This window comes from Sedimentitalea sp. XS_ASV28, from assembly GCF_041224545.1.
Classification (GTDB): domain Bacteria; phylum Pseudomonadota; class Alphaproteobacteria; order Rhodobacterales; family Rhodobacteraceae; genus Sedimentitalea.
Genome location: NZ_JBGFGP010000162.1, coordinates 49,218 through 62,373, shown reverse-complemented (window position 1 = coordinate 62,373; position 13,156 = coordinate 49,218). Strand labels below are relative to the sequence as shown.

General features: G+C 62.2%; 15 protein-coding genes. 11 read left to right on the top strand and 4 right to left on the bottom strand.

Annotated elements, in window-relative coordinates; translation table 11 throughout:
- Positions 1–109: 109 nt before the first annotated feature.
- The 11 genes from AB9K34_RS17845 to AB9K34_RS17795 all read left to right on the top strand — a co-directional run bounded on the left by AB9K34_RS17845 (position 110) and on the right by AB9K34_RS17795 (position 9,820).
- The gene (locus AB9K34_RS17845; protein ID WP_369955781.1) at positions 110–976 is read left to right on the top strand and encodes a branched-chain amino acid aminotransferase; all 867 of its coding nucleotides are present in this window, start codon (positions 110–112) and stop codon (positions 974–976) included.
- A gap of 162 nt (positions 977–1,138) precedes the next feature.
- Positions 1,139–1,594, top strand: coding sequence for a universal stress protein (locus AB9K34_RS17840; protein ID WP_369955780.1), 456 nt, complete (start codon positions 1,139–1,141; stop codon positions 1,592–1,594).
- 105 nt (positions 1,595–1,699) lie between these two features.
- Positions 1,700–2,263, top strand: coding sequence for a NifU family protein (locus AB9K34_RS17835; protein ID WP_369955779.1), 564 nt, complete (start codon positions 1,700–1,702; stop codon positions 2,261–2,263).
- Complete coding sequence (gene tsaB, locus AB9K34_RS17830; RefSeq protein WP_369955778.1) at positions 2,253–2,852, top strand: tRNA (adenosine(37)-N6)-threonylcarbamoyltransferase complex dimerization subunit type 1 TsaB; 600 nt, start codon at positions 2,253–2,255, stop codon at positions 2,850–2,852. The genes AB9K34_RS17835 and tsaB overlap by 11 nt, the downstream gene beginning before the upstream one ends.
- A 14-nt stretch (positions 2,853–2,866) precedes the next feature.
- On the top strand, positions 2,867–3,271 hold the full coding sequence (locus AB9K34_RS17825) for a GNAT family N-acetyltransferase (protein WP_369955777.1): 405 nt from the start codon (positions 2,867–2,869) through the stop codon (positions 3,269–3,271).
- Positions 3,272–3,420: 149 nt separating this feature from the next.
- Positions 3,421–4,419, top strand: a complete 999-nt coding sequence (locus AB9K34_RS17820) for a BMP family protein (RefSeq protein WP_369955776.1) — start codon at positions 3,421–3,423, stop codon at positions 4,417–4,419.
- Positions 4,420–4,421: 2 nt separating this feature from the next.
- On the top strand, positions 4,422–5,990 hold the full coding sequence (locus AB9K34_RS17815; RefSeq protein ID WP_369955775.1) for an ABC transporter ATP-binding protein: 1,569 nt from the start codon (positions 4,422–4,424) through the stop codon (positions 5,988–5,990).
- Position 5,991: 1 nt separating this feature from the next.
- Entirely contained in the window at positions 5,992–7,086 is a 1,095-nt protein-coding gene (locus tag AB9K34_RS17810; RefSeq protein WP_369955774.1) for an ABC transporter permease, read from the top strand.
- A complete protein-coding gene (locus tag AB9K34_RS17805) occupies positions 7,086–8,051 on the top strand; it encodes an ABC transporter permease (protein ID WP_369955773.1) in 966 nt (321 codons plus the stop codon). Before AB9K34_RS17810 ends, AB9K34_RS17805 begins: the two co-directional genes overlap by 1 nt.
- An 84-nt stretch (positions 8,052–8,135) precedes the next feature.
- Positions 8,136–9,059: a sulfite exporter TauE/SafE family protein gene (locus tag AB9K34_RS17800; protein ID WP_369955772.1), complete on the top strand. Its 924-nt coding sequence runs from the start codon at positions 8,136–8,138 to the stop codon at positions 9,057–9,059.
- Positions 9,060–9,061: 2 nt separating this feature from the next.
- Positions 9,062–9,820: a TIGR02186 family protein gene (locus AB9K34_RS17795; protein WP_369955771.1), complete on the top strand. Its 759-nt coding sequence runs from the start codon at positions 9,062–9,064 to the stop codon at positions 9,818–9,820.
- 42 nt (positions 9,821–9,862) lie between these two features.
- On the opposite strand, the gene AB9K34_RS17790 is transcribed toward AB9K34_RS17795, so the two are convergent.
- The 4 genes from AB9K34_RS17790 to AB9K34_RS17775 form a co-directional block, all read right to left on the bottom strand.
- The gene (locus AB9K34_RS17790) at positions 9,863–11,392 is read right to left on the bottom strand and encodes an ATP-dependent RecD-like DNA helicase (RefSeq protein ID WP_369955770.1); all 1,530 of its coding nucleotides are present in this window, start codon (positions 11,390–11,392) and stop codon (positions 9,863–9,865) included.
- A 56-nt stretch (positions 11,393–11,448) separates the two neighbouring features.
- Positions 11,449–12,087 carry an acyl-homoserine-lactone synthase gene (locus AB9K34_RS17785; protein WP_369955769.1) on the bottom strand — a complete coding sequence of 213 codons (639 nt, stop codon included), beginning with the start codon at positions 12,085–12,087 and terminating at the stop codon, positions 11,449–11,451.
- Positions 12,088–12,168: 81 nt separating this feature from the next.
- Positions 12,169–12,888, bottom strand: coding sequence for an autoinducer binding domain-containing protein (locus AB9K34_RS17780; protein WP_369955768.1), 720 nt, complete (start codon positions 12,886–12,888; stop codon positions 12,169–12,171).
- A complete protein-coding gene (locus tag AB9K34_RS17775; RefSeq protein WP_369955767.1) occupies positions 12,827–13,045 on the bottom strand; it encodes a hypothetical protein in 219 nt (72 codons plus the stop codon). The genes AB9K34_RS17780 and AB9K34_RS17775 overlap by 62 nt, the downstream gene beginning before the upstream one ends.
- Between the last annotated feature and the right edge of the window lie 111 nt (positions 13,046–13,156).

Genomic DNA, 13,156 nt, shown 5'->3' with positions numbered 1-13,156 from the left:
CGCATGGCCCGGCCACACCTGCGTCCGGCACGACCGCAGGTCCGAGAATGGGTCTGGACGCCCGTTCAGAGCGCGCCTACGGTCGCCGCCACACAGGGGACAGATCGATATGGCAACCGGCAGCAACATCCGCACCTATTTCAACGGGACATGGCATGACGGCGACGTGCCGATCATGCGCGCCGCCGATCATGGCTCCTGGCTGGGCAGCAGCGTGTTTGATGGTGCCCGCATGGTAAATGGTCTGACACCGGACCTGCATGCGCATTGCGACCGTGTGAACCGGTCGGCGCGCGCCCTGATGCTGACCCCGACGGTCAGCACCGAAGAGATGGTCGAGATCACCCGCGAAGGTCTCGCCGCCTATCCCGCCGACGCGGCCGTCTATATCCGTCCGATGTATTGGGGCATCGACGGCGATGTGACCGCGATCGTGCCGCAGGCGGACAAGACCGGTTTTGCCATCTGCCTTGAAGAAATCCCCCTCGCCCCGCCAAGCGCGACCGCGACCCTGACCCGCACCCGGTTTCGCCGACCGGTGCTCGATGACGCGGTGGTCAACGCCAAGGCAGGATGCCTCTATCCCAACAATGCCCGGATGCTTGTCGAAGCGCGCAGCAAGGGGTTTTCGAATGCGCTGGTCGCCGACGCGATGGGCAACGTGGCGGAAACCGCAACCGCCAACATCTTCATGGTCCGCGACGGTGAGGTCTTTACGCCGGTTCCCAACGGCACGTTCCTTGCCGGGATCACCCGCGCCCGCCACATCAGTCACCTCAGGGCCGACGGGGTGCCGATCCACGAGACCGTCCTGACCTTTGACGACTTCAATCAGGCGGACGAGGTCTTCATGACCGGCAACATGTCCAAGATCACGCCGGTCACTGCGCTTGACGACATCCAGTATCAGGCCAGCCCCGTATCCAAGCGCCTGCGCGAGATGTACTGGGACTGGGCGGCGTCCGGGCATGGCTGACAAGCTGCGCCAGTTGTCTGGGGCGACGCTCTGCGGCACGGCACGCTCCGGGTCTATTCCCGGCCGTCATCTGCCACTGCTGGTCCATGATGTTTGATGTTACTGCAAGGTTGCCAGCCTGCCGTGTGCGCGGCATGATCGCGGCCAAGGGAGAATGATGCGATGCGCAAGTTTCTGGTGGTTCTGGATGACAGCCGCGAATGTCTGAACGCGATGCGTTTCGCAGCGATGCGCGCGTCGCATACCGGCGGCGGTGTGGCGATCCTGTCGGTGATCCCGCCTGACGAGTTCAACCACTGGATCGGCGTGGGAGAAGTGATGCGCGAAGAGGCGCGCGAGCGTATCCATGCCCATTTCGAGGTGTTCGCCAAATGGATGCGCGACCGGCAGGGCATCGACCCCGAGCTAGTGATCCGCGAAGGCGAAGCGGTGGCCGAAATCATGGCCCAGGTCAAGGAAGATCCCGAGATCGGCGTGCTGGTCCTGGGGGCGGGCACCGACAAGAAGGGACCCGGCCCGCTGGTGTCGCAAATGACCCGCTCAGCCGGGTCGTTGCCCATCCCCATTACCATCGTGCCCGGAGATCTGACCAAGGAAAAGCTCGAGGCGATCACCTGAGGCGCGCCGCATCCGGCGGTGCAAACAATTGATTTAGAATCGTTCCAAACCTTGACTTGCCGCCGCCCGGGGCGCATATCCAGAACACGCAACCGGAGCCACGCCATGTTCATCCAGACCGAATCCACCCCGAACCCCGCCACGTTGAAATTCCTGCCGGGTCAGACCGTCCTGGACGCTGGAACGGCTGATTTTCCGTCTGCTGAAAGTGCCGGGAAATCCCCGCTCGCACAGCGCATTTTTGCGGTGCAGGGTGTGACCGGCGTATTCTTTGGCAATGACTTCGTGACCGTCACCAAGGAGGACGGCGTCGAGTGGGATCACGTGAAGCCGGCGATTCTTGGCGCGGTGATGGAGCATTTCCAGTCCGGCCAGCCGGTGATCGACGATGGTGGACAGGCGGCCTCGGGCCATGCCGAACACAGCGGCGAAGACGCCGAGATCGTCAACCAGATCAAGGATCTGCTGGACAGTCGGGTGCGTCCGGCGGTTGCGCAGGATGGCGGCGACATCACCTTTCACGGCTTTGATCGCGGCGTTGTCTATCTGCACATGCAAGGGGCCTGCGCCGGATGCCCGTCCTCGACACTGACCCTGAAGATGGGCATCGAGAACCTGTTGCGCCACTATATCCCCGAAGTGACCGAGGTCCGTCCGGTTGCCGTCTGACCGGACATTTCTGGCATTCGATACGTCGGCCGCGCATTGCGCGGCCGCATTGCTGTCGGGCGGGCGGATCACCGTGACCCGGCTGGAGCCGATGCAGCGCGGACAGGCGGAACGGCTGATGCCGCTGCTGCACGAGGTGCTGGCGGATGGCGGTGTCAGCTGGGCCGATCTGACCGCCATCGGCGTCGGCGTCGGTCCCGGTAATTTCACCGGCATTCGTATCGCGGTCTCTGCCGCGCGCGGGCTTGCGCTCGGACTTGGCATTCCGGCGGTCGGTGTAAACGGCTGTCAGGCACGCGGATGGCTGGCACCGAACAGCGTCGTGGCGATCCCCGCGCCGCGCGATCAGGTCTATCTCTGCAATCCCACCGATTCCTGTTCGGTGCCGCGCCTCATGCCACGCACCGAGGCGGAAAGGATTGCGGGCAAAGCCCTTGATGCCCAAAGCAGTCCCAAGAGGCTCGCCGAAGCCATCGCGTGGATCACCGCTGCCAATTGGCAAACCACGATCGCGCCCCCTGCCCCGCTTTACGCCCGCGCGGCGGACGCGGCTCCGTCCAGCGACGTGCCGCCGGTGTTGCTGGATTGATCTCTCCCGGCGACATGGCCGCAACACACGCCGCCGCGTTCACACAGGCCCGCCCGTGGAGCGCGGAGGAATTCGCTGCCCTGCTTGAGCAGCGCTTCTGCCATGTGGAAGGTGACCGCGACTGTTTCGCCCTGTTTCGTGTCATCGCGGACGAGGCGGAGTTGCTGACCATTGCGACCCATCCCGAGGCGCGCCGGCAGGGGCGTGCAAGGGCCTGCATGTCGCGCTGGCACGAGCGGGCGCAGGAGCTTGGCGCGACATATGCCGTTCTTGAGGTTGCAGCCGACAATGCACCCGCGTGCGCGCTCTATGAGGGCTGCGGCTATGTCCAGAGCGGGCGGCGCACGGGTTACTACCCGCGTCCTGACGCCGGGGCATGTGACGCGCTGCTGATGACATGCAACCTGTCCCAAGGTTAAGCCGCCCAATCCGCCGGCGGACTCAGGAAAACGGTTGACCCGGTGTCACGCCTGCGGCCTAATTTGTGACAGGCACTCTACGACACAAGAACCTGGGCCGGCAGGGTTTGATCTGATGGCCTCAAAATTTAAAAACCGGGAGATCCCACATGACCCTTATGAAATCCCTGATGGGGGCCGCTGCCACGCTCGCCCTGACCGCAGGCGCGGCACTGGCCGAGCCGGCGCTGATTTTCGACCTGGGCGGCAAGTTCGACAAATCCTTCAACGAAGCGGCGTTCAACGGCGCCACCCGCTGGGCCGAGGAAACCGGTGAATCCTTTCTTGAAATCGAACTTCAGTCCGACGCCCAGCGTGAGCAGGCGCTGCGCCGCTTCGCCGAGGCCGGTGCCAACCCGGTCATCACGATGGGATTTGCCATGGCCGATCCGCTGAGCACCGTGGCCCCCGATTATCCGGACACGAAATTTGTCGTGGTCGATGTGAGCTGGCTTGACGTCGAAAACCTGCGCCAGGTCAGCTTTGCCGAACACGAGGGGTCCTACCTTGTCGGGATGATGGCGGCGATGGCAAGCAAGACCGGCACCATCGGTTATATCGGCGGGATGGATGTGCCGCTGATCCGCCATTTCGGATGCGGCTATGCGCAGGGTGCCAAGGCGGTGAATCCGGACATCAAGATCGTGGCCAACATGACCGGTACCACCCCGGCGGCGTGGAATGACCCGGTCAAGGGCAGCGAACTGACCAAGGCGCAGATCAGCCAGGGAGCCGACGTGATCTATGCCGCCGCGGGCGGCACCGGTGTCGGCGTGCTGCAAACCGCAGCCGACGAAGGCGTGCTGTCGATCGGTGTGGACAGCAACCAGAACCATCTGCACCCGGGCAAGGTGCTGACCTCGATGCTCAAGCGGGTTGACGTCGCCGTCTATGAGGCGATGAAGGCCGGTGAAAACGTCGAAACCGGCGTGTTCACCATGGGACTGGCCGAAAACGGTGTCGGATACGCGCTGGATGAAAACAACGCCGAACTGGTCACCGACGAGATGAAAGCCGCCGTTGACGACGCGCGGCAGAAAATCATCGACGGCGAGATCAACGTGGTCAGTTATTACGAAAACGACAGCTGCCCCGCCCTGAGCTTCTGAGCATGGCGGCGCATCGCGAACCGGGGCGGCAGGGCACTGCCGCCCCTGCTCCGGCAATTGAACTGCGCGGAATTTCCAAGGCGTTTGGGCCCGTACAGGCCAACAAGGACATTTCCATTCGCGTGATGCCAGGCACGATCCACGGTATCATCGGCGAGAACGGCGCGGGAAAATCCACGCTGATGAGCATTCTCTACGGCTTTTACAAGGCCGACAAAGGCGAGATCTTCATATCCGGCAAGCAGACGCAGATCCCCGACAGCCAGGCGGCCATCGCCGCAGGGATCGGCATGGTATTCCAGCATTTCAAACTGGTGCAGAACTTTACGGTGCTGGAGAACATCGTGCTGGGGGCCGAGGACGGCGTCATGCTGACTCCGTCATTGGCCAAGGCGCGCAAGGTGCTGGTCGAACTTGAACAGGAATACGGGCTCAACGTGGATCCGGATGCGCGCATCGAGGATATCGGCGTGGGCAAGCAGCAGCGTGTCGAGATCCTCAAGGCGCTGTATCGGCAGGCCGAAATCCTGATCCTGGATGAGCCGACGGGCGTTCTGACGCCCGCCGAAGCCGATCAGCTGTTCCGCATCCTTCATCGGCTGCGTGACGAGGGCAAGACGATCATCCTGATCACCCACAAGCTGCGCGAGATCATGAACGCAACCGATACCGTCAGCGTGATGCGGCGCGGCGAAATGACCGCCACCGTCCGCACATCGGAAACCAGCCCGGAGCAGCTCGCGGAACTGATGGTCGGGCGCAAGGTCCTGTTGCGTGTCGACAAGGCACCGGCAAAGCCCGGCGCGCCGGTCCTGGAAATCGAGAAGCTCAGCGTGGTCGATGACAAGGGCGTGGAACGGCTCAAGGGGATCGACCTGACCGTGCGCGCCGGAGAGATCCTCGGCATTGCGGGCGTTGCGGGCAACGGTCAGTCCGAATTGCTGGAAGTGCTGGGCGGAATGCGAGAGGGGCGCGGAACCGTCCGCGTCAGCAGCGCGCCCCTGTCGCTGTCTGGTCAGGGCTGTGACGGACAGGCCCGCCGCCAGCGACACATCGCGCATGTGCCCGAGGACCGGCAGCGCGAAGGGCTCATCATGGAGTTTTATGCCTGGGAGAATGTCGCTTTCGGCTATCACCGAGACGACATCTATCGCAACGGCATGTTGATGGACAACGCCGCGCTGCACCGCGACACAGAGGGCAAGATGGAGCGCTTTGACGTGCGCCCCCCAGATCCATGGCTTGCGGCCAAGAATTTCAGCGGCGGCAACCAGCAAAAGATCGTCGTGGCCCGCGAGATCGAGCGCAACCCCGATCTTTTGCTGATCGGTCAACCGACGCGGGGCGTCGATATCGGCGCGATCGAATTCATCCACAAACAGATCGTGGCGCTGCGCGATCAGGGCAAGGCCATCCTGCTGGTGTCGGTGGAACTGGAAGAGATCTTCTCGCTTTCGGACCGGATCGCGGTGATGTTTGACGGTCACATCATGGGCGAGCGCCTGCCGGGTGAAACCGATGAAAAGGAGCTTGGCCTGTTGATGGCCGGCGTATCCGGGGAGGCGGCGTGACATGGAGGTGATGCCAAGATGGGCCGATGTGGTCCTGATCCCACTGATCTCGCTGGCGCTGGCGGCGATCCTGTCGGCGCTGGTGATCGTCGGCATCGGAGAGGACCCGGTCGCCGCCGTCACCCTGATGATCAAGGGCGCGCTGGGGTCAACCTATGGCTGGGGCTATACGCTCTACTACGCCACCAATTTCATGTTCACGGGGCTGGCCGTGTCGGTCGCCTTTCACGCAAGGCTGTTCAACATCGGCGGCGAAGGCCAGGCGATGCTGGGCGGGTTGGGCGTGGCGCTCGCATGTCTCTACGTTCCCTGGCCCCATTGGACGCTGGCGCTGATCTTCGCGTCGCTGGCCGCCGCGCTCTTTGGCGCAGCCTGGGCCGCGATCCCGGCCTATCTTCAGGCACGTCGGGGCAGCCATATCGTGATCACGACGATCATGTTCAACTTTATCGCCGCCGCGGTGCTCAATTACATGCTGGTGATGGTCCTGCGCCCCAAGGGCGCGATGGACCCGGCCACCGCGCGCTTTCCCGAAGCGGTGCATCTTCCGTCCTTTCAGGACATGTTCTCGACGGCGGACAGCGCCCTGTTTCGCGGCGCACCTGCGAATATCACGTTCTTTGTCGCGCTGGCGGCCTGCGTCGTGGTGTGGCTGCTGATCTGGCGAACACGGCTGGGTTATGAAATCCGCGCTTATGGACATTCCGAGACCGGCGCGCGCTATGCCGGAATTTCACCGTTTCGCATCACCATGATCGCCATGCTGATCTCGGGGGCGCTGGCGGGCCTTATGGCCATAAACAACGTGATGGGCGAGGCCGAGCGGCTGGTCCTGAACGCGACCGAGGGTGCCGGGTTCATCGGTATTGCCGTCGCCTTGATGGGGCGCAGCCATCCGTTTGGCGTGTTCCTCGCGGCGATCCTCTTCGGGTTTCTCTATCAGGGCGGTGCGGAACTGGCCCTGTGGACTGACATACCACGCGAACTGATCGTGGTCATTCAGGCGCTGGTGATCCTGTTTACCGGGGCGCTGGACAATATGGTGCGCATGCCGCTTGAACGTCTGTTTCTTCGTTTGCGCGGGGGGAATGGCTGATGGATTTTCTGACGATCATCCAGATTCTCGACAGCACCGTCCGCCTGGGCACGCCCCTGTTGCTGGCGTGCCTCGCCGGTCTGTTTTCGGAACGTGCCGGCGTCTTTGACATCGGCCTCGAAGGCAAGATGCTGGCGGCAGCGTTCTTTTCGGCGGCGGTTGCGGCAGTGTCGGGGTCGGTCTGGCTGGGGCTTGCTGCCGGCATTGCGGCATCTCTGGCGCTGGCGGCGCTGCACGGGCTCGCGTCGATCACCTTTCGCGGCAACCAGCTTATCTCGGGCGTCGCGATCAATTTCCTTGCGGCGGGGTTGACGGTGCTGATTGCGCAGGACTGGTTCGGTCAGGGCGGCCGGACCCCGTCCCTGATGGGAGGAGCACGTTTCGAGCCGATCACGCTGCCCTTTGCCGATCGCGTCGCGGCGGTGCCCATCCTGGGACCGATCTATTCCGAATTGCTGTCGGGCCACTCGATTCTCGTCTATCTTGCCTTTCTCGCCGTCCCCGCGACCTGGTGGGTGCTGTACCGCACGCGGTTCGGCCTGCGCCTGCGGGCTGTCGGAGAAAACCCCGCCGCCGTGGACACGGCCGGGGTCTCGGTCGTCGGGCTGCGCTATGCGGCCGTTGCCATCTGCGGCGTCCTTTGCGGGATCGCGGGGGCCTATCTTGCCACTGCGCTGCAGGCCGGCTTTGTCAAGGATATGACAGCCGGGCGCGGGTTCATCGCACTCGCGGCGCTGATCTTTGCCAAATGGCGACCGTGGCATGCGATGTGGGCCTGCCTGCTGTTCGGATTCCTTCAGGCCATCGCGCTGCGCTATCAGAATATCGATCTGGGCGGTCTGGTGATTCCGGTACAGGTGATGGATGCCCTGCCCTATATCCTGACGGTCGTCATACTCGCCGGTTTCGTCGGCAAGGCGATCCCACCAAGGGCGGGGGGTGAACCCTATGTCAAGGAAAGATAGGTCAGGACCGCGGGCTATTAATTTCTCGTGCTGCAAAGCAGCATGGCGGTTGCATTTTCACGACGGACAGAGCTAACACATATCATGCAGGTATATCTCCCCATCGCCGAAGTTTCCGTGAACATCTTTCTGGTGCTCGGTCTTGGTGGGCTGGTCGGCATTCTCTCGGGCATGTTCGGCGTGGGCGGCGGTTTCATCCTGACCCCGCTTCTGTTCTTTATCGGGATCCCTCCTGCGGTGGCGGTCGCCACCGGCGCCAATCAGATCGTCGCCTCCTCGATTTCCGGCGTGCTGGCGCATTTCCGGCGGCGCACCGTCGACCTCAAGATGGGCACCGTCCTGCTTGCGGGCGGCCTGCTTGGGGCCGGTCTGGGGATCGGGGTCTTCAACTATCTCAAGAGCATCGGTCAGGTCGATCTGCTGGTAAACCTCTGCTATGTGGTTTTCCTTGGCATCATCGGGGCGCTGATGTTCATCGAGAGCCTGAACGCCATTCGCAAGAGCCGCAAGGCGGGCGGCAAGCCACCCTTTGTCCGCCGCCAGAGAACCTGGGTTCACGCCTTGCCGTTCAAGATGCGGTTTCGCACCTCGGGGCTCTATATTTCCGTCATCCCGCCACTCGGTGTGGGGCTCGCCGTGGGTGTGCTCGCCGCGATCATGGGGGTCGGCGGCGGCTTTATCATGGTGCCTGCGATGATCTATATCCTCGGCATGCCGACCAAGGTGGTTGTCGGAACCTCGCTGTTCCAGATCATCTTCGTCACCGCCTTTACCACCATGCTGCACGCCACCACCAACTATACGGTGGATGTGATGCTGGCGCTGCTGCTGCTGATCGGCGGCGTCATCGGGGCGCAGCTCGGTACCCAGATCGGCCTGCGGATGAAGGCCGAGCAGTTGCGCATCCTGCTGGCGCTCATGGTGCTGGCGGTCTGCGGAAAACTGGCGCTCGAACTTTTGCTGCAACCGGGCGAACTCTATTCCCTCGCACCGGTCGGCGGAGACTGATCATGCGGTTCCTGTGGTCCATCCTGTTCATTCTGATACCGCTGGCCAGCCTGGCGGAAGAGGTCGTGCTGGGTCTCAGCCAGGACAAGGTTGCCATCACCACCAGCTTTGACGGGTCCGAAATCCTGCTCTTTGGCGCCGTCAAACGGGAAACACCCATTCTCGAAGGTTCGCCGCTTGAGGTGGTCATCACCATCACCGGCCCCTCCGAGCCGGTCACCGTGCGCCGCAAGTCGCGAAGGTTCGGCATCTGGGTCAACACCGATGCGGTCGAGGTGGATCGCGCGCCAAGCTTTTACGCCGTCGCCACCACCGCGCCTTTCTCGCAAGTGCTGAGCGAAACCGAAGACTTGCGCCACAAGGTTTCCATCGATCGCGCCATCCGGTCGGTCGGCGCCCCCGACAATATCGCCAACTCCGCGCTGTTCACCGATGCGGTGATCCGTATCCGCCGTGAAGCGGATCTCTATCAGACGCTTGAAAACGGCGTTGCGCTGGACCAGCAGACCCTGTTCAGAACCGCAATCGACATGCCCTCGAACCTGACAGAGGGCGATTATGTCACCCGCATCTTTCTGACCCGTGACGGACAGGTGGTATCGAGCTACGAGACCACCATCGCGGTTCAGAAGGTGGGATTGGAACGCTGGCTGTTCGTCCTCTCGCGACAACAGCCTTTCTGGTATGGCCTGCTGTCGCTGGCAATTGCCATCGCCGCTGGCTGGGGTGCATCCACCGCATTCCGCCTGCTGCGCGGCTAGAGTTAAACGACGCCCTCCCGGCACCGGTGATTGCGATGGGCTTCATGTCTCTTCCACCTGCAGGGTCAGCGGAGCGACAGGCGCGCCGCGCAGGTCATCCACGCGGAGCGCATGGGTGGGCTTGGACAGGCGGTTGCGCACAACCCAGATCAACCGTTCCTGCGCCCGCGTGATCGCCACATAGGCAAGCCGTTTCCACAGCGGTTGTCCGGCTTCGATCCGCCCCATGCGGGCCGCAACGAACAGGTCGGGCGCAAACACCTGCACCGTGTCCCACTGCGAGCCTTGCGCCTTGTGGATGGTAACGGCCGCGCCGTGCAGAAACGCCGCCCCCATGCCGGCGGCAAAGGGAATGAACGGCTCTTCCTCGTCCGGTTTCTCGATCTTGACGATCGACGCGGCGCTCACCTGTGGATCCTCGGCCCCCATCACATGCAGGCGCGAGAAACCGGGTTTCTTGCCCGGTCCCAGATAGACGACCTGCGCCCCCTTGATCAGCCCGCGCGCTTCGAGGTCGAGCCGGCGCTTGCGATGCTTGGATGGAAGCTCGATCCCGTCGCAAATCAGCGGCTCGCCTTCCAGAAGCGCATCTTCGGGTGCGCCGTGGACGGTGCGAAATGCGTTGATGAGCCGGATCCGCGTTGCATTGCGCCAGACAAGGACCGGACTTCGGGCCATCAGATCGACCTCGACCCGCTGTCCCCAGACCACGCGCTCATCGCGGCGAGCCGTGTCCTCGACCATCGTCTCGAAACCCTGGAAGTCGAGCTGCGGATCGGCAAGCGCATGCGCAAGGTCGAGTATCGGGTTATCCGCATCCTGTCGATGAACGCGATGCAGGCTCAGCTTGCGCGTGTCGGGCAACCCGTCAAATACCATGCCGCCGGACTGGTTGACCGGAGCCAACTGCGCCGGGTCGCCGAACAACACAAGCGTTGGAAAGATATCCTTGAGGTCCTCGAATTGCCGGTCGTCCAGCATCGACGATTCGTCGACAAATCCGATATCGAGCGGATCCTCGCGCCGTTTCCACCCGGTGATGAAATCCGAACCGCGCAGCCCCGCCGCCGCCAAAGCCCCCGGAATCGACTTGTTGCCGGCATAGAACGCTGCCGCGCGATCCAGCGCCAGGTCGGTCAGCCCCTCGATCTCGGGGCGTTCACCGTCGTTGGCCAACCATTCGGCGATACGCTCGTACTCGGGATCATAGACCGGTGAATACAGGATACGGTGGATGGTCGTTGCCGGCACGCCCCGCAACCGCAGGACGCTCGCCGCCTTGTTGGTGGGGGCCAGAATGGCGAGTGTTCGCCTGCTCTTGCTACGCCGGCTCTCGTAATCGCCGGACACCACCTCGACCCCGGCACGTTCCAGTTCCTTGTAAAGTTCCGCCAGAAGCAGTGTCTTGCCCGATCCCGCCTTGCCCACAAGCGCCATCACACCGACGCCATCGTCGCGCGGTGGCATCGTCGTGCCGTTGTCGATATCGATGCCCGCCCCGCGCAGCAGTTCGGCAACGCGGTCGTGGGCCAGGGCCTGATCGTCAGAATAGGTGAAGTTCGATGCTGTCATGATCGCGACACTACAGGCGCGACAATGGCTTCACCAGTGAGCGATTTCGATTTGGCTCAGGCAGAGAGCGCCAGTTGCCGCTGCTGCGCCGGTCTGAACGCCCGGTTGAACCAAAGGCGTGACAATTCCTCGGAAATTCCTGATTTGCGGGCGATCTGCGCCTTGGCCGTGTCTGAAAATTCCCAGAGGCCGACGCTGATCCGGTTCCGGCCTTCCCCGGTGCTGCCCAGTACTTCGGGCGACGAGCCGATCAGGCGATAGATGCGCACCATGCGCGCATCGAACACTCCGACAAAGTGCCTGATGCCAAAGCCGTTCATGATCTCGCCTCCGCCGAGCATCAGCGCGGCGGCAACGTTGCTGCCCGCGCTGCGCGACAGGCAAAACCGTGTGCATTCCCAGATCATCGGGCTGGAAATCGTGTTGGCGCCGACAAGGTCGCCGAATACATCGTTGACCATGACCGGACCGGTCGTCGGCAGAAACCGCATCGATCCGCCGTGGCAGCCATCAGGTTGCTCCCAGATGACATAGAGCGGATTCAGCCGGTCGTAACTGTCCGTTTCATAGCCGTTTTCATCAACGTCTACGTCCCAGCCGAGGCGCGTTTTGAACTGGTCCGCGCGATCGCGAAACATTGTCCGGCGCAACTTTGGATAGTTGTGAAGGTCATTTGCATAGATGTAGCGCAGCATGATCGTGTCCCCTTGTCGTCCTGCGTCTTCAGCCTTACGACAACATTGGTTAACGTCAGGTCATCGCGGAGTTCCTTCCGTTCAGACCACGATCAGGCCACGGCTCATGGCACGGGCAACCGCATGAGTGGTGTTGAGCGCGCCGAGCTTGAAACGGGCACTTTCAATGTAGACGCGCAACGTGTGTTCAGAGATCGAGAGCGTCTCTGCCGTCTGCGCCCTGCTGTATCCCATTGCCAGCAATGTCATCGCATCCACTTCGCGCGGGGACAGCGCTCTGGAGCTTTCCGGTTGCCGGTCGGGTTCGAATTCCAATGCCTTCCTGTTGAAGAAATGAGCGATCAGGATCAGGTCGCGGCTGTTCTCCTCTGTAAATTTCTCCCAGGTCGCGTCATCGCAGCTGTGACTGACCGAAAACAGTGCGAATTGCCCGTTCGGGCCGCGGATGGGGATCGAGAACCCCTGGTTGCCCACGCCGTATTCCTGAGCTTCGATCATGAATTGACGGGCGGCCTTGCTCGACCAGTCGAGCCTTTTCCAATCGACCGGGTGAAACCGCTGGAAACATCCGACGACGACCGGATCTACGCGCTGGTAGTTCTGCGCGATCCATCGCGCCCTCCACTCGTCCGAATATGTTCCGCAGCCGTATTGATCCCCCGCGCCGTCGACCCAGTGATACACCATGTGATCGACAAGAAACGCGTCGCGCAAGGCTTCGATTATTCCCTGAAGTTCTTCAAGCTCGCTGGTGGCGTCCAATTCCTCCAGCACCTGATCCAGATTGACTCGGTTCACCATTTAGTACCGAACGCGCCTCTTCTTTTCGGGACGAAATCTCGGCAGCGGCAATAAGCGTGGTGTCATCCAATTGCTCCGCAAGCGCTCCCAGACCATTGGCCGAAGCAAATGATTTGAGGTCTGCCAATACGTCCAGTATCCAGTCGTTGTGCGTCATCAGGGTCGCTCCGCAGTGGTTAACGAACAATTAACACAAGACTACCATTTGCACGTTTGTTAGGAAATTCGCCGCTTTCGACCCCCCAAAAATAGCGAGGGCGATTTTTCC